The organism is Aquimarina sp. TRL1 (genome assembly GCF_013365535.1).
Taxonomy (GTDB): Bacteria; Bacteroidota; Bacteroidia; order Flavobacteriales; family Flavobacteriaceae; genus Aquimarina; species Aquimarina hainanensis.
The window spans coordinates 3,656,133-3,672,200 of record NZ_CP053590.1 but is presented as its reverse complement, the minus strand read 5'-3'; the positions used below and the strand labels follow the sequence as shown (position 1 = coordinate 3,672,200).

The following is a 16,068-nucleotide window of genomic DNA, read 5'->3' as shown; positions in this document are numbered from 1 at the left end:
CAAAAATGTATTAAATTAACATCCTTCTTTTTTACTGGCATTAGACTTTTAATAATTAAACAGGGAATAAAAATTCACAGAGAAATTGATTGATTCAACTTTGTTTGCTTTTCTCCTATTCATATATTTAGCATTGTAACCAATTAAATGAACATAGCATGTCAATAACAAAAGAATCTGAATTAGTTGGAATGAAAAGAGTGAGTGAGGTAGTCGCAACCACACTAAAACTGATGAGAGTATATGCTAAAGTCGGAATGTCTACCAAAGAACTGGACGAATATGGGGGTGAAATTTTAAAAAGCTATGGAGCAACATCAGCCCCTAATATAACCTATGATTTTCCCGGATTCACTTGTATCAGTGTAAATGAAGAAGCTGCTCACGGAATACCATCCGAAAAAAAAATATTGAAAGAAGGTGATCTGATTAATATTGATGTATCTGCCGAATTAAATGGTTTTTGGTCTGACAACGGAGGCTCCTTTGTCCTGGGAAAAGACATCCATAATCACCAACCGCTGGTAAATGCCTCTAAAAATATTTTACGCAAAGCAATAAACAATATCAAAGGAGGAGTAAGAATTTCTGACATTGGATATTTAATAGAAACCGAAGCTAAAAAATCAGGTTTTAAAGTAATTAAAAACTTAGCGGGTCATGGTGTTGGGAGAAGTTTACACGAAGCCCCGGAAAATATTTTAAACTATAGGGTTAAAACAAATCGAGAAAGGTTTAGAAAGAATACTACCGTTGCAATAGAAACTTTTATAGCAACAAAGTCTACTGTTGCGGTGGAATTAAGTGATGGATGGACCTTAGTTGGTAATAAAGGTGGGTATGTAACGCAACACGAACAAACAATATTAATCACAGATTATAAACCTATAGTTTTAACCGAATCAAATGGAATTTGGGATTAAAATATATCTCCTTCGGAAAGCAAACACATCATCCAAGAAACCCTATACACAATTGAAAATAATCGATAATGAAAATATCGTTCAAATCATTCTTTTTCCTATTCTTTATCATTTTCAGTGTCAAGTCTTTTTCGCAGAAAATAATTGAAGAGTATGCACCCGCAAAAAAAGATAGTCTTAGAATCGGAACTGGAGAAAATGATTTTTTGCCTTTTATCCAAAAAGGATATACACTAATGCTTCCTGAAAATAAGAAAAGTAAAGGAGTGCTCATCTTCCTGGAGGATTCAACGTATGACAAAAAAAATATGAGCTCAAAACAGTTGTATAATCAAGCCTCTGAGAAAGGCTTTGCTGTATTGTCGGTCTCAACTGAAACCCCTCTTGATTTTTACTTTTCTAAAGAATCTATGAATTCTGTTCATAATCTGATTCAAAAAGTATTTGAAAAATATAATTTACCAAATGACAATATTTTCTTTTTAGGAGCCAGTTTAGTCGGTCATAGAGCAATGCGATATATTAAATTTATGACAGAGAGTGATTACGAGTTTCGACTCGACATAAAAGGTATTGTCATTTGCAACTTTACATTAGACTTTACAAGAAAATGGAAACAGCATAAACGAGATATAAGAATCAACCGAATTGACCTTTGGGAACCAAAATTTATAAATTATATGTTGGAAACCTATTTGAAAGGTACTCCCCTAACAAATCCAGAGAGTTATTATGATTTTTCACCCTACAGTTACTTTGATGAAAAGAATAGAAATATTAAGACTTATAAAGATTATGCTGTTAGAGCGTATGTAGAACCTGCAATAAAGTACAAGCTAAAAAATCAACTAAGGACTTTATATGAAAATAATGCGACCGATATGGTTGGTTTTTTAGCCGAATTGGAACTGATGGGTAATAAAAACACTGAATTAATTGTATTGCAACCACAAGATAATCAATCACAAAAAAAGAATACCCAGGCAACTTGGAATGCAATAAATAAAGATCAATTAATGATCTGGATCAATAATCAGGTAGAAAAGTAAACAAAATATAAACTGCATTAAAACACCATGTAATCAAAACATGAGGTATAATTCTCAGAAATAAAATACAATTGAAATCAATCCAAAATAAAGCAGACTTTTCCAAGCTCATTGAAACAGAAAATAAATGCATCGTTTTCTGCTTTTTTAATTGGTCTGGTTATTCTGTAATTTCAAAAAAGATTGTGGAGAAATGGGAAAAACAATACAAGCGGGAAATAATACTTATAGACTGTTCTGTTATTGGTCCTGAGAGTTACTATCCTGATTGGTTGCGTAAACAAGAGAATGGAGATTGGGCAAAAGAAGGAATTATGACTATCAAAAAGTTTAGCCCTAAAAACAGACTTCACGGATATGGAGAGATCTGCTGGATTCTAAATAAAAAAGTAGTCGGATTTGAAACGATTTATGATAACTTTGACCTTGAAACCCTGGAAAAAAGAACCAACACCTTATTTGAGTAGCTTTTTTATTTTAATAACCAGAAACATTGTAGAAAATAGTACGATTTGAACATATTAGTTCTTCAGATTATTTTTTGTTTCACATCTGTAATAAGTTAAAAATGAACCGCTGGCAATTCGATCATTTAACAATCGAAGAAAAGATTGTAAAATGGCAGAATCAAAACACTGAAAAAGCATTAATTATTAAGATCAATTCGGAAACTATTCTAAAAACAGATTAAAAAATTCAAATCCAGAAGCTCTTTCATCCTCTAATACAGAAATTCCTAAAGGATATGAAATTAGAATATTTCTTAATAGATGGATGTATCCCCTTTATTGTTAGAGCCCAAGAAGAAAGTAGTGCGGATAAAAAAAGCGTAACCCTGGAATCTGATGAAGAGTTCCGGAAAATTAGCATTGTTTTAAAGCCCTTGGAAAAGAAATGTCTGGTATAGATACTAGAAAAGTAAAATGACACACTTCATGGAGTATAATTAACATGGAGTTTGAGGGGGAATCCAAAGTTTAGTGTATTTTTATAGTATCCGCCGAATCGTTGATGTAGTTCGCAGAATGCCTGTTTTCAACAGTACTCATGAACTCATATTTGGCTTAAAAAAATAAAAACAACAGCAAAATTTTGGCTAACGCTAAACCAGAAATTAATTGTTTTTTAATTCCCGTACTAACCGTAACAGTTAGTAGTAAGAAAGTAAACTATGAGACGTACATTTATTGATTATTACAAAGAATACGGAAATGACCTGTTTAGTGAGTATGGAGAAGCTTTTGTTAATTGGACTAAGTTTAGTGGGTATATCCCCACAATATTTACAAACCATGTTTATTCCTTTGCTGAAAATGAATTAAAAACAACCAATGAATTATTGTATGAAAGGAGCTTCGAGAACAACGATATACATACGAAAACAAAGGAAATACTCGGTGAAATAAATACCGTCGGTTATCAAACTGAAATTTATCAAGACAACAAAGAATTGTTTAAAAATCGAGAAGATGAACTTGAAAGCTCTTTTAGCGCTAGGTTTTTAGAAATTTTATTTCCAGAGGCAACTTTTAATCCAGATTTAAAAAAAACGAATCCGGAGAATATCTGTCTAAAATTCAAAAAAATACTCCATGGAAACATGATGAGAGATAGAGTAGCTCTTCTTGATAATTTTATCGAGGATTTCAAATTATTTCTAACGAACATTCCTAATTGTGATATCGAAGAATTTGGCTTTTTCGAAATTGAAGATATAAATCATGACTTTAGAGATATTGGAATTTTAATTTATAGTAAAAGTTACCTGAGCGAAAGAATTCTTTTCTATCAAATTGGAGATAATAATTAACCAAAAAAAATCGCTATTAACAATTCCAAAGTATTATACGCTACTTGAAAAAATAATAACAGAAAAAATTGATACTGCGTTTTCTGAATTCAGAAAAGTAAACCCGGATGGTATTCTTTTTACAAAGAAAAATGCGTCATGGTATAAAAGCCTGCCAGGAAAACACGGGTAGGAAAAGATTTAGGGTTATACGGAATAGACAACGAACAAACATATTAATAAAACGACTGAATTTCGACGAAATATCTCCCTGATAACTCTATAACGAAATCACGGCTAAGACCGATATTGTATATCACTCAGAAAAATCAGGAAACAAAATATTATATTGACTTCTACCTAAATCTGTCAAATAAGGATAGAGCATCCCCAATAAATTTTCGGAAATAGATTCGATATAATCTTTATTTATTTGAACTTCATAAATGAAAGAATTGTAAAGCCAGGTATTACTATAGCCGAGCATTCTTTCAATTAAAAAATCACTTTCTTTCTCAAACTCAAAATTGCGCAAAACACCTTTTCCTTTTAAATCTTCAAATAAATATTTATATCCGTTAAATCGTTTTCTATAAACATTAAGGAAATGATTTCTTATTTTTTCATTTAACCTTACAAGGTAATATAAATCTGTCCAAAAAAAACGATTCTCAAACATTCTATTCAGACTTTCAACTACATCCTCTTTTATAGTTTGTAAGCTAATTTCTCTTGTTCCTAATTCTTTAACCCGGTTATCAAAATTTTCTACCATTTCAAAATACAAGGTTTCTAAAATATCCTCTCTTTTTTTAAAATGATAATTCAGATTCCCAGAACTCATATTAAGTTTTAATGCAATCATTCTTATTGTCACATTGCTAAACCCTTTTTCATTAAACAAATCTCTTGAAACAGATAATATTTTAGCTTTCGTATTACTCATTAGTAAACCTGTCCTATTTTATGTTTTTTAGTAAATTTGTCCTAAAAATATAAAATGAAATCATTATACAAAACAGAACAAGGCAAAACAGCTATTCTAAATCTATATAACGAAAAGTTGAAAGAACTAAATATTGAATACAAATACGAATATTTAACAACCAGTTTTGGGGAAACAAACCTGATTATTACAGGAGAAACTTCTAAGCCTCCAATTCTACTAATTCATGGTTCAAACGGCTGTTCACCTATTGCTCTTGAAACATATCCTAACTTAAGTAAACATTTCAGGGTTTATGCCATAGACGTTCTTGCCCAACCAAATAAAAGTGCAGAAAATAGACTTAGTATGAAAGATGAATCTTATGGAAAGTGGATGAACGAAATTATTGACAAATTAAAAATAGATCATGTAACAATGGCTGGTTTTTCTTTTGGAGGTTTAGTTATTCTAAAAACACTTGAATTTAATGAAAGTAAAATAAAAGAGGTGTTTTTATCTGCTCCTGCATACATTGTTAATGGAAACCCTTTTAAAGCCATGTTTAAAGTGTTTATTCCAATGAAACGATATATGAAAACTAAAAACATAAAATATGTTGAGAAGTTTTTATCTGAACTCTTTACCCAACGAGATGAATTCGCGATAAAATACCTTTCTAAAGTTTTCCTAGAATTTAATATGGATTTTACACCTCTTCCTGTTATTAGGTCTAAAAAGTCAAAAAACATAAAAACGCCTATTTCAATTTTTGGAGCAAAGAATGACATATTATTTCCCGGAAAGAAAATGATGAAACGAGCGACAAAAATATTCCCATCATTAAAGTATATCAAATTAATAGAAGATTCTAAACACGTTCAAAGCAGAAAACAAAATGAAATAATTGAACGTAAAATCATAAAAACGTGTCATAACAATATATAAGAAAACATAAAGCTTTTGATCCAAAAGAAAGTCTGTGTTTATCCCTAAAGTCTTTACTTATAAAGTTTTAGATATATCAAAAAAATGATAAAAGCAAAATATTTATATTTGACTTAATACCAACCCGGAACGTATTGCTTGTTACCAGTCTTACGTTTCTTATACATAACATTAACAGTAATATGAAACAAACAGACGAAGGACTAATAAAAAACTCTTACGAAGTAATCATTGGTGAATTACAAACCCTAATGTCGATAAGTTATATTATAACCGTTGGGATAGGAATGCTATTTTCATTTCAAAAATATCACCAATTTGGAATTAATATTTTCGATTATGCAGATATCTTTGATTTTTTAATCGCTCCGTTTTCTGACATAAAAGTGTTATTATTTTCCTTTGGTTCAATATTTTTTGGGTTCTCTTTAATCCGGTTTGATGTTTATTGGAAAAAAAAGAATCCAGAATCTTACTCAAAGATTAATATGGGAATGGATAAGAAAAAATGGTTTAACCCGGTTAGATATACCGTATACTCTATCATTCTTTTGAGCTACCTGTACATTGCCTCTGATGGATATGGGAATTCCATTAAAAAACAAATTGAAACTGAAGGCAAAACGATTGGAGTAAAATTTAATGATGGAGATATAAGAAAAGGAATACTTATTGGGAAAACCAGTGAATATCTCTTTTTGAAAACAAAAGAAAAGATCACAGCAATTCCTGTTAAGTCAATGGTAAAAGAAATTGACATAAAATAAAGCTATTAATAATTGAGTATGTAAGTGCCAATCGGAATATTCTTGCGAATATTCCTCGCTTTATTACTATTTTACTATCTTATAACTATAAGCAACTATTTATAGTCGAATCCTCGGTGGTCATAAAAAAACAAACAAAGCCCATAATTTGAAGCATTGACAAATAAATAGGTAAAACTGACAAACTAAGTTATACTAATTTAGGTGATATTATCCCCTTTATAGAACCGTACCAAAATAGCTAATATGATTTCGTCACATTACCAAACAGAGATAAATGAAGTGTTTACAATGCTAGAAGTTCAGTATCATGAGGTTGATGAATTGAATCACTTAACACAAGGGAGTTTCTGTATTGTATGGAACGTGGGAGAACCCGCTGCCTTTCATATAGATAATCAATTGGTTACCATTAAACAAAATTGTGTTCTATTCCTTACCGAAGCAAATGTAATAGAGCATACAAAATTTACTACATTACGCATCATGCATTTCAATCATGCTTTTTTTTGCAAAGACCAAAAACACTCAGAGCTTGGTTGTCAAGGCGTGTTGTTTTTTGGATCGGCTAATATTCCAAAGATTTCATTAACAAATGAAATGCTATCTTTCTGCGAATGGACATGGAATTGGTTATTTGAGGAATTGCAAAATAGAGATGCCTATAAATTACCTGTATTACAAAGTACGATTGACCTGATTATTGCAGTATCTACCAGAGCTTTCAAAGTTCAAAATATCGAATTCATTTCCACTAATTTTGAAGTAGATATCATTAAAGAGTATCATTTTTTAATTGAAAAACACTATAAAACGATTACAACTGTAGAAGCTTATGCAAAGATGCTTCATATTTCTCCAAAATCCCTTTCCAATCTTTTTAAAAAATACGATAACAGAACTCCTTTTGAAATCATAAAAGAAAGAAGACAATTGCAAGCGGTAAGACTACTAAAGCATACTTCTAAATCAATTAGTAAAATTGCCGAAGAATTGAGTTTTACAGACATTTATACATTCAGCAGATTTTTTAAAACAAATACAGGAATTTCCCCCTCACATTATAGGAAAAAGATAAAGCAATTAACAAAATAGAAAAAGCATCCCCCTCAATATCAATTACTTTTACTATCCTGCATCTCAAAACATTTTGAGATAATGCTAAATCAAAAGGGAAAAATGCTATCAACGAATCCTGCCCCCTAGCCTACCTTTACACCATTAATTCATAAAAATATTTTATCATGCTGTCTAAAATTCAAAAGTTAAGGTATATCCCGCTACTGGCATTAGGATTTATTATACTAACCGCAGGACATCACTTCGAAACCGAATTGGCTCAGAAGTACCCTATGTACGACTTAACAGATGTTTATTGCTTCCCTTCTTCCAATGAGGGCATGACCACATTTATTGTAGATTTCAACCCGCAGGCATCTACAGATTCTACATTTTATAAAAACTTTGGAGACAAAAACGGATATCGCCAACTACACATTGGCTTTGATGAAAATATGGATCGTGGTATTTCTTTCGGATTTAGTTTTTCTAATAACAATATCAGAATTTATGCCGCTCCAAGTCCCAATCCTCAATTAGGAGATAAAGGAAAAAGAATTGGCAAAGGTACTATCAATGAAACTATTCATTTAAAGAATGGGATGCGAGTATGGGCTGGTATTGTGAAAGATCCTTTTAATGGAAATGGAGAAGCATTATATGGAAAACTGAAGGCAACTGTTGAAAAAGGAGAATGGGATGAAACTGTATTTTCCTCAGACAAAGGAAATGACTTATTTAAAACGGCTAAAATTGCAACCATAGTGGTGGATGTACCAAATGAAATGTTGGGAAATAAAATTTACTACCATGCTTCTTCAGCAGCTAAAATAAAGGGGACTGAAAAAGGACATGACCACGCACACTGGCATCGAGTCAACAGAATTGGTCATGTACTATTGCCTCATCTGTATATGGAAACACAAGGAGATCGAGATAAACAAAATGCAGGGAATATACTGGATGATGATGAACGAAGAGAAAACTGTATTAGGGTAATAGAGACCTATGCGAGCTTATCAAAATCACAATCAGACCCAAAGGCTTATGCTAAAAAAATGGCAGAACTACTATTGCCGGATTATGTCCCCTATATTGTAGGTACACCTGCTTCCTATACGATGCCTGTTATAAACGGGAGAAACCTTACAGACAATGCAATGGATACTGCTCTGGAAATCCTGGTAGGTAAACCATTTCCTAACTATACTGATGTAAAAACAGCAAACTTTACCGATAGTTTCCCATATTTAGTATCAGCTGATTGACTTTCAAACTATGATGAGACCGTTGTGTCATGTTCGCTGGCACAACTTCTTTGAATAGCCAAAAGGTCAGTACATAATTTTAATTCACAAGTTATCTGCACAAAATGAAGCGACAAAGCATCATAATCACATTATGCATTTTTTTTATAAGCATGGGTAATCTGTCCTTTGCACAAGAGCATAAACATGAAAAAGAACAGGAAACAGGTGTTTACGAAATCATAACTTCCAGTATTTATGCCTATTCTTTTGAACATGACAAAGGAGTAATAGGTACAGAAATTCACTTTACTTACTGGTTTACTCATAAATGGGGAGCAGGCTTTTCTTATACTACAAAATTTGAAGAAGAGGAAACCTTGCACGATATAGCGTTACTTGGAGGTATAAATCCAGCCCCCTGGATTACTGTCAATGCAGGGGTAAACCTTGCTTTGTCAAGTGATCATAGGGATTTTAAACTTGGAGCCTATACCGAATCCGAGATCAATATCAGACCGACAGCCTGGTTTCATTTCGGTCCCGTAATCGGTACAGTTATCTCAGAGGAAGTAGAAGGAACAATGGGGTTTCATCTGGGGTTTGAATTTTAATAAATTCACCATATACATTCAATACTTGCAATAATTATATCAGTAAGATGAAAAAATCAACAACACAACACAATGAAATAAAAAGCTGGAAGTGGAATTTTGCAGCTGGTTTTATTCCTTTCATGGCAGGCTGGACAATGTTCATTACTTCGATGATGTCTAAAAGTAATCCGGACTCCACCTGGGATTTGGTTATCGCTAAGCTGGACTTTAGTTATAATGATATGATCAACGTGTCAGAGGATTCTGGTGATTTTCTTGACCTCATCTCCGCCCTAAGCTCTGTCAACATAATTATAGGGGCTTTCTCAATCATTATGATTAGTCGCTTTGCTTTAAGAGATGGTCATAAGTGGGCTTGGTGGTATATGTTGGTCGCCCTTATCTGGCTCGGTTTTCAGGATGCCTATAGTGTGTTTAGGTTTTTTACCGAGACGGGAGTACCATTCTTTATCTTCCCTTTTATGTTTTGCATATTGATGGCTATCGGTCTGGTCTTGACAAGAAAAGAAATGTTCAAGTCTGAGAAGGTACTCTAAAATTGTGCCGTACATAAATTCTACTAATACCCACAAAATATAAAATATTCATAGGAACTATGACCTCTCCTATACGTCTTATTAGTTAAAACTAGAAACGGTTAATTTATTTGAGCAGATATGTTAAGAAATGAAAAAAACTGAATTTGATTGAAGTAAAAATCTAATGTAAAATAAAAATAATATACTCTAACATCATTATTATATGTAATTATAGCAACTAAGGAATCAATCAAATGATTGCTGTATTTTTGATAAAGTACAATGTTTATTCAATGAAAATGCTAATAGCTACTGCATAGAAAAATAGAACCGTGCAGTAACATTTTGCATTACTACGATACATATAGGAAACCTTAGTATCAATTAGACCCCATCAAAAAATGATTAAACAATTAAAAGAAGGACAATATTTTGGAGAGTTAAATCATAAGCTGAGTTTTAATGGAATCACAGTAACTGATACAGAATACACACATGACTACGTGGACTGGCACTCACACGAAAACCCTTATTTTACATTTTTACTTCAGGGCAAACTAATTGAAGAAAATAAAAAAGAAAAGTATACCTTATCTCAAGGGGCTCTTTTATTTCACAACTGGCAGGATTTTCATCGAAATATAAAACCTCCCGAATTTACGAGAGGAGCTCATATAGAAATCAATAGAAATTGGGCTAAGAAGTTGAATTTTGACATCACCAATATTGAAGGGAGCATAAAAGTTCAAGATTCATACTCCAAGAATCTTGTTTTCAAAATTTTACTCGAATCAAAACAATCAGATAATTTTAATCAAGCTAGTATTGAATTGTTACTATTACAGCTATTATCAAGAATTAAGGAATCGAATGAAAAGACCGATAGAAAAAAGCCTCACTGGTTTAAAAAACTCGAAGAATTGATTTACGAAAATTCAGAAGAGAGAATCACTCTTGAGCAAATAAGCAATGAACTGAAATTACATCCAGTATATCTTTCCAGAACATTTCATAAGTTCTATGGAAAAACTTTTGGTCAATATTGCAGAGAGATTAGATTAAATAAAACACTGAATGCTATTCTTACCAAAAAACACACGCTAACAGACATTGCATATTTAATGAATTATTACGACCAAAGTCATATGATTTTAGAATTTAAAAAACACCTAAAATACACCCCGAAAGAGGTGATTAAAATTCTAGGTTAAGAATTTCCAATTTTTTACGAAATAGAATTGAGTTCTTTGCTAAAAAAACATCATAATGTACAACTTCAAGCTAACACTATTTATACTCATTTTCTCTCAAGTACTTCTTGGACAAGAAACCCCTTTCACTCCCAGACAACTAAAAGATGGCTGGAATACAAGTAATTCCTTAACTGGGAATAAGGTTTTAAAAAAAATGGATAGCCTTATCGCTTCCAGTCATTTTAAACAAATCACCAGTATTGTTATTGCCCACCAAGGAAATTTAGTGTTCGAAAAATATTATAACGGGGCTAAAGATTCAACGCTTCACAATACCCGTTCTGCTACCAAAACGATTGCCGGAACTCTAATTGGTTGTTTAATTGATGATAAGAAACTGACATCCGAAAAGGAATTTGCTTCGAAGTATTCAAAAAGAAAAAACATCTATTACCCTGATGTCAGAAAAGATAGTATTACCATCGAAGATTTGCTTACAATGTCGTCATCATTAGAATGTGATGACTGGAATCAACTATCAAGAGGAAATGAAGAACGGATGTATTTAGTAGAAGATTGGGTAAAATTCTACTGGGATTTGCCTATAAAAGGATATCCTGAATGGGTAACAAAACCAGAAAATTCTGAATACGGAAGAAGTTTTAGTTATTGTACTGCCGGAGTGGTTGTCTTGGGGGATATTATAAATCATATTTCCGGTAATTTAGACACCTATGCAAAGAAATCATTGTTTAATAAATTAGGTATATCAAATTATCATTGGCAGATGACTCCAATAAATATCCCAATGACTGGCGGTGGATTAGGGCTTCGCAGTAGGGACTTACTCAAATTCGGTCAACTCTATTTAAATCAAGGTAAATGGAAAGGAACGCAAATAATTTCTAAAGATTGGGTAACTAAATCAACAACTCCCAAAGCAAAATTCAATGTAGATAGAGAATATAAATATGGTTATTTGTGGTGGATTTCAGATTTTGGTAATGAAAAAGCATATTATATGACAGGAACAGGTGGAAATAAAGTAGTTGTTTTCCCTGATTTAGATATGGTCGTTGTTCTGACTAGTTCGTTTTACAACGGAGGAATGAAATCTCATAATCAAACATCTAAACTACTAAGCGAATATATTGTACCAGCAATTAAAAAATAAAAGCTATTGACACAATATAACAAAACATAATGCCTCTTCAGCTCAACTACGTTTGTTATATTTACTGTTATAGATAACTAAATTAATATGAATAAAACAATACTTATACTACTAAGTATAGTAATTGCCAGTTGTGGGAGCCCAAAGAAAAATATCAATAATGATTCTGAAGCCTTTAAATTAATTTGGGATTTCAGTAATAACAATACATACGTCTATTCACTAAAAGCAACGGTATCAAGTGAGTTTAAGAAGTCAGAAAACAGTCCTCTGCTAAAATCGGCAATAGTCGAAAAGAGTACTATTACTGTTCAGGCAAAGCCAAATCAACTTGCCGATTTTAGTATAAAAGACTTACAATTACAGTATAAATGGTTCAAAGAAGATGGGACTCTCAACGACTCATCTTCTTTGACTATTCCTACAAAAACTATTGCCGATATAACACCAAATGGAAACTTTGGGGAATCAGATGCTGATATGTATTTTAAACTTTTAATGCCCCTTCCCGCTTCAAATATACAAAGAGGAGAATCTTATAAAATTCCACTTAAGCTTCCTCTTGAAGAGGACCCCTCATTATATAATGAAGGATTTAACACAATAACTTTTACTAAAATTAGAACGATACAAGGTAGAAAATGTGCCATTTTGAAAGGACTATTGGATATTTCAACCCTTAAGCTAACAAAGGACCTGGAAGGACATTATACCCAAAAAATAACTGGCATCTCCACATATTATTTTGATCTGGAGAAACGTTGCTTTATTGGATCAGACATAAGTATGACAGAAAACTCATCGAATGATCTTAGCGTAAAAAGTTCTGAGTCATCCGGTTTTTACACCATGTCTAGTAACAAGGTTATAAAAATACGTTTAGATGGAATCGGTGATTCCCTAGAGTAAGATGAACATATCCTGCATAAATAAATTGGCAAAAAATATAACATTGTATGTAATCATCATCGCCCTCTACCTGGTAACAAGTGGTAGTTTACGTCCTATTTTATAGATATTATTCTATTTACAATAGCAATTTTAGAAAGCATAAAAAATTATTCCCAACATGGCGTATAAAATATAGTTAGCACTCTCCTATTTATGAAAATTCATACAGGTTTTCTATACTGTCTGTATTTACTAAATTAGTTCCGCCAATACACGACAAAATCATACACTAAAAACAGTTACCCCTGATTAAACCAAGTTAAACCTATAAATATCTAAGTTAAATGGAAAACACTTGTAATAAGAAGGTATTCAGAACAATTTTGCATCAAAATATTTTTAACTAATTAAAAAAAAGTAAAATGAATACACATTCTAATTATGATGCCATCAAACAACAAAATCGTTTGTTAAAAAGTGTGGTAACCATCATAGGTATATTCTCTATAATCCTTATTATATCCGCCTTTAAAAGCTCAGGCACCAATGTTCAGCATTTTGATGAAATCGTGGTTAAGAAACTGACAATGATCGATAGTTTAGGGACAGAAAGAATCCGAATGACAACTGATTTAACTACCGCACCTTTTGGAGGAGAAGAAATAGAAAGAAACGTGCCTCCCAATATGGCTGCCATTATATTTATAGGTCCAGACGGAGATGAAGTTGGCGGTATTGGTTACGGAGGTACCAAGGAAATGTCATTTGCTTTGAATAGTTTGGATTACACGGGTGTTCCCTTAGAGGCAATTGGTTATAATCGAATTCAAACCCCTGAAACCTCTGCTGCACATTTTGTGGTTTTAGACAGTCCAAGAAAAGATGCTGGTTTTGACAAAAAGAAGTTTCTTGAAGAAGCCAGAAACTCAAAGATTAATACGAATGAACCCGGAGAACAACTCAAAATTTTACAATCTCAGATGGTTTCCAGAGTCAATTTAGGAGTCGAAAATCATAATGCTGCATTGACACTGTATGATAGCAAACAAAATGCCCGCATTATTTTGAAAGTAGATGATAATGACGAAGCTGTATTCCAAATTTTAGATGAGAAAGGAAATGTGGTACACCAATATTCGAAATAGTAAAACCGGACAAAATATTTTAATTGGGGCGCTTCTAATTGTATATGCTATAATTTGGAGTGCCGTCAATTATTATATAAAGTATACATATACAACCGGAGGAGATGTCCAGTTTTATAGACTAGACATTCATTTAATTCTGCTATGCTATTGTATATTAACTCCAATCGTATTATTCCCGGTCATTAAGTATTTCGATACCAAAATCTATTACCCAAATATCCGGCAATACATTCTTATATTACTCTTAGCCATATTTCTTACACTAATTTGGTCTCTCATTTATTTTGTGCTTATTAGATTTATCTTTTCCGGAGGCATCGGTATCCCATTCAATTTGATATTACTTAATGCACTTGACTGGGAAATATCCTTTGGAATTCCGATTATACTTTTAATGCTCGGCTATTTTTATATGCATAAAAATGTAACACTACGAAAACAGATAGACGATCATGAAAAAGCACTATTACAAAATCAACTCGATTTGCTCAACAAAGGTTTTGAACCTCATTTTTTATTCAATAATCTAAATATATTGCATCATCTGGTAGATGTAGATAAAAACGAGGCGAAAGATTTTATAACAGACCTTGCTGTTTTATACCGTCATATCATAAAATCAAATAATCAAGCTATCATTCCGCTAAGTCAGGAAATTAGTTTCGCTAAGAAATACCTGAATATTATTAATGTAAAATTCAACAATTGCTACCAAATCAGATTTATTATTGACGATTTTAAAAACATATTTTTAGTCCCTAATACGCTCCAGGTTCTAATTGAGAATTTCGTAAAGCACAATACCTGTAAGGAGGGCGAAAAACTAGAATTGACAATTGAAAAACGAAACGAAACATTGATCATAAGCAACCCTAAGAAAGTGTCAAAGAAACCTATATCAACCTCTAATAAAACTGGATTAAAAAGCTTAGTTGAACGATATCAACTTAGTCTTGATGAACAAGTAATAATACAAGACAAAGACGATATATTTACCATCATTATTCCTTTAATTATCGAAAACTACCCCCTCAATGAAGATACTCATTATAGAAGATGAAATACAATCCCGAAAAAAGGTAGAAGATTATATAAAACGATATGATCCTTCCATAAATATAGTGTTGAGTACTGGTTCTTTTAAAGAAGCTATACATACACTTATTAATCATTCAATAGATTTAGTACTTTCGGACATTGAAATTTTAGACGGCAATGTTTTTGATTTATTAACTAAGACCCCTGTCGTTTGTCCTTTCATATTCATTTCTGCTTATGATCATTACTCATTTAACGCTCTTGAAAATCACGGTTTTGGTTATCTATTAAAACCATATACCTATGAACAATTTTCAAAAGTAATGGCAAACTACTTTACTTTAAAAACAAAAATTTCTGGCACAAATGAACGTAATATAGAAGCACTACAAATCTTTAGAGACCCCGATTATAGAAAGCGTATTGTAGTTCAGTCAGGAAAAGGAAAGGTAAGTATTCTAAAAGTAAACCTGGTTAAATTAATCGAAATTGAAGGAGGTGTTTTATTCGCGCATACTGAATCTGATAAGAAATTCATAATAAAGGAAACCTTAACGCTGAGTCATATCGAAGCAACCCTATCCCCAAAGATGTTTTTTAGAATCAATAAATCTCAACTCATCAATATTGAGTTTATCTCAATGTATGAGCAATACGGTAAGAATAAAGTGGCTATCAAATTAACTGGAAATAAAAACAGTACATTAATCACATCCGTTAATAGGACTCCCTTATTTAAAGATTGGGTTAGAAAATAATATCACCGCTTACAAAGTATAAAA

The 16,068-nt window shown here is 32.2% G+C and carries 19 protein-coding genes; 18 read left to right on the top strand and 1 reads right to left on the bottom strand.

Translation table 11 applies throughout. The features are described 5' to 3' along the window. The first annotated feature begins 158 nt into the window (after positions 1-158). The 6 genes from map (at position 159) to HN014_RS15055 (ending at position 3,782) form a co-directional block, all read left to right on the top strand. Positions 159-923: a type I methionyl aminopeptidase gene (map, locus tag HN014_RS15075; protein WP_176029679.1), complete on the top strand. Its 765-nt coding sequence runs from the start codon at positions 159-161 to the stop codon at positions 921-923. 68 nt (positions 924-991) lie between these two features. Next, a complete protein-coding gene (locus tag HN014_RS15070; RefSeq protein WP_176029678.1) occupies positions 992-1,972 on the top strand; it encodes a hypothetical protein in 981 nt (326 codons plus the stop codon). Positions 1,973-2,043: 71 nt separating this feature from the next. Then, positions 2,044-2,439, top strand: a complete 396-nt coding sequence (locus HN014_RS15065) for a hypothetical protein (RefSeq protein WP_176029677.1) — start codon at positions 2,044-2,046, stop codon at positions 2,437-2,439. Between the two features lie 101 nt (positions 2,440-2,540). After that, on the top strand, positions 2,541-2,663 hold the full coding sequence (locus HN014_RS22740; RefSeq protein WP_303246383.1) for a hypothetical protein: 123 nt from the start codon (positions 2,541-2,543) through the stop codon (positions 2,661-2,663). A 54-nt stretch (positions 2,664-2,717) separates the two neighbouring features. Further along, positions 2,718-2,879: a hypothetical protein gene (locus HN014_RS15060; RefSeq protein WP_176029676.1), complete on the top strand. Its 162-nt coding sequence runs from the start codon at positions 2,718-2,720 to the stop codon at positions 2,877-2,879. Positions 2,880-3,143: 264 nt separating this feature from the next. Then, complete coding sequence (locus tag HN014_RS15055; RefSeq protein ID WP_176029675.1) at positions 3,144-3,782, top strand: hypothetical protein; 639 nt, start codon at positions 3,144-3,146, stop codon at positions 3,780-3,782. 295 nt (positions 3,783-4,077) lie between these two features. Here HN014_RS15055 and HN014_RS15050 read toward each other — a convergent pair whose 3' ends face one another. Then, positions 4,078-4,707 carry a TetR/AcrR family transcriptional regulator gene (locus HN014_RS15050; RefSeq protein ID WP_176029674.1) on the bottom strand — a complete coding sequence of 210 codons (630 nt, stop codon included), beginning with the start codon at positions 4,705-4,707 and terminating at the stop codon, positions 4,078-4,080. Between the two features lie 54 nt (positions 4,708-4,761). On the opposite strand from HN014_RS15050, the gene HN014_RS15045 reads away from it, so the two are divergent. The 12 genes from HN014_RS15045 (at position 4,762) to HN014_RS14990 (ending at position 16,044) form a co-directional block, all read left to right on the top strand. Continuing rightward, positions 4,762-5,634, top strand: coding sequence for an alpha/beta fold hydrolase (locus tag HN014_RS15045; protein WP_176029673.1), 873 nt, complete (start codon positions 4,762-4,764; stop codon positions 5,632-5,634). Between the two features lie 182 nt (positions 5,635-5,816). Continuing rightward, positions 5,817-6,401: a hypothetical protein gene (locus tag HN014_RS15040; RefSeq protein WP_176029672.1), complete on the top strand. Its 585-nt coding sequence runs from the start codon at positions 5,817-5,819 to the stop codon at positions 6,399-6,401. A gap of 246 nt (positions 6,402-6,647) precedes the next feature. Next, a complete protein-coding gene (locus HN014_RS15035) occupies positions 6,648-7,496 on the top strand; it encodes an AraC family transcriptional regulator (protein ID WP_176029671.1) in 849 nt (282 codons plus the stop codon). A gap of 149 nt (positions 7,497-7,645) precedes the next feature. Next, on the top strand, positions 7,646-8,728 hold the full coding sequence (locus HN014_RS15030; protein ID WP_176029670.1) for a DUF4331 family protein: 1,083 nt from the start codon (positions 7,646-7,648) through the stop codon (positions 8,726-8,728). Between the two features lie 152 nt (positions 8,729-8,880). Further along, positions 8,881-9,321, top strand: a complete 441-nt coding sequence (locus HN014_RS15025; RefSeq protein ID WP_176029669.1) for a hypothetical protein — start codon at positions 8,881-8,883, stop codon at positions 9,319-9,321. Positions 9,322-9,368: 47 nt separating this feature from the next. Next, positions 9,369-9,860, top strand: a complete 492-nt coding sequence (locus HN014_RS15020; RefSeq protein ID WP_176029668.1) for a hypothetical protein — start codon at positions 9,369-9,371, stop codon at positions 9,858-9,860. Between the two features lie 383 nt (positions 9,861-10,243). Further along, positions 10,244-11,053 carry an AraC family transcriptional regulator gene (locus HN014_RS15015; protein ID WP_176029667.1) on the top strand — a complete coding sequence of 270 codons (810 nt, stop codon included), beginning with the start codon at positions 10,244-10,246 and terminating at the stop codon, positions 11,051-11,053. 55 nt (positions 11,054-11,108) lie between these two features. Further along, positions 11,109-12,209 carry a serine hydrolase gene (locus tag HN014_RS15010; protein WP_217704336.1) on the top strand — a complete coding sequence of 367 codons (1,101 nt, stop codon included), beginning with the start codon at positions 11,109-11,111 and terminating at the stop codon, positions 12,207-12,209. An 87-nt stretch (positions 12,210-12,296) separates the two neighbouring features. Continuing rightward, positions 12,297-13,118 (top strand): hypothetical protein, encoded by an 822-nt coding sequence (locus tag HN014_RS15005; protein WP_176029666.1) that lies wholly within the window; start codon positions 12,297-12,299, stop codon positions 13,116-13,118. 404 nt (positions 13,119-13,522) lie between these two features. Beyond that, positions 13,523-14,245: a hypothetical protein gene (locus tag HN014_RS15000; RefSeq protein WP_176029665.1), complete on the top strand. Its 723-nt coding sequence runs from the start codon at positions 13,523-13,525 to the stop codon at positions 14,243-14,245. Next, complete coding sequence (locus tag HN014_RS14995; RefSeq protein WP_176029664.1) at positions 14,208-15,308, top strand: sensor histidine kinase; 1,101 nt, start codon at positions 14,208-14,210, stop codon at positions 15,306-15,308. Before HN014_RS15000 ends, HN014_RS14995 begins: the two co-directional genes overlap by 38 nt. Then, positions 15,283-16,044 carry a LytTR family DNA-binding domain-containing protein gene (locus HN014_RS14990; RefSeq protein ID WP_176029663.1) on the top strand — a complete coding sequence of 254 codons (762 nt, stop codon included), beginning with the start codon at positions 15,283-15,285 and terminating at the stop codon, positions 16,042-16,044. The genes HN014_RS14995 and HN014_RS14990 overlap by 26 nt, the downstream gene beginning before the upstream one ends. Positions 16,045-16,068 lie beyond the last annotated feature (24 nt).

Excerpts from the sequence above, each read along its gene's own strand:
- HN014_RS15010 (WP_217704336.1), top strand. The coding sequence starts at position 11,109 with ATGTACAACTTCAAGCTAACACTATTTATACTCATTTTCTCTCAAGTA.
- HN014_RS15000 (WP_176029665.1), top strand. The coding sequence starts at position 13,523 with ATGAATACACATTCTAATTATGATGCCATCAAACAACAAAATCGTTTG.
- HN014_RS15015 (WP_176029667.1), top strand. The coding sequence starts at position 10,244 with ATGATTAAACAATTAAAAGAAGGACAATATTTTGGAGAGTTAAATCAT.
- HN014_RS15035 (WP_176029671.1), top strand. The coding sequence starts at position 6,648 with ATGATTTCGTCACATTACCAAACAGAGATAAATGAAGTGTTTACAATG.
- HN014_RS15025 (WP_176029669.1), top strand. The coding sequence starts at position 8,881 with ATGGGTAATCTGTCCTTTGCACAAGAGCATAAACATGAAAAAGAACAG.
- HN014_RS15040 (WP_176029672.1), top strand. The coding sequence starts at position 5,817 with ATGAAACAAACAGACGAAGGACTAATAAAAAACTCTTACGAAGTAATC.
- HN014_RS15070 (WP_176029678.1), top strand. The coding sequence starts at position 992 with ATGAAAATATCGTTCAAATCATTCTTTTTCCTATTCTTTATCATTTTC.
- HN014_RS15055 (WP_176029675.1), top strand. The coding sequence starts at position 3,144 with ATGAGACGTACATTTATTGATTATTACAAAGAATACGGAAATGACCTG.
- HN014_RS15020 (WP_176029668.1), top strand. The coding sequence starts at position 9,369 with ATGAAAAAATCAACAACACAACACAATGAAATAAAAAGCTGGAAGTGG.
- HN014_RS15050 (WP_176029674.1), bottom strand. The coding sequence starts at position 4,707 with ATGAGTAATACGAAAGCTAAAATATTATCTGTTTCAAGAGATTTGTTT.
- HN014_RS14990 (WP_176029663.1), top strand. The coding sequence starts at position 15,283 with ATGAAGATACTCATTATAGAAGATGAAATACAATCCCGAAAAAAGGTA.
- map (WP_176029679.1), top strand. The coding sequence starts at position 159 with ATGTCAATAACAAAAGAATCTGAATTAGTTGGAATGAAAAGAGTGAGT.
- HN014_RS14995 (WP_176029664.1), top strand. The coding sequence starts at position 14,208 with ATGAGAAAGGAAATGTGGTACACCAATATTCGAAATAGTAAAACCGGA.
- HN014_RS15005 (WP_176029666.1), top strand. The coding sequence starts at position 12,297 with ATGAATAAAACAATACTTATACTACTAAGTATAGTAATTGCCAGTTGT.
- HN014_RS15030 (WP_176029670.1), top strand. The coding sequence starts at position 7,646 with ATGCTGTCTAAAATTCAAAAGTTAAGGTATATCCCGCTACTGGCATTA.
- HN014_RS15060 (WP_176029676.1), top strand. The coding sequence starts at position 2,718 with ATGAAATTAGAATATTTCTTAATAGATGGATGTATCCCCTTTATTGTT.
- HN014_RS15045 (WP_176029673.1), top strand. The coding sequence starts at position 4,762 with ATGAAATCATTATACAAAACAGAACAAGGCAAAACAGCTATTCTAAAT.
- HN014_RS22740 (WP_303246383.1), top strand. The coding sequence starts at position 2,541 with ATGAACCGCTGGCAATTCGATCATTTAACAATCGAAGAAAAGATTGTA.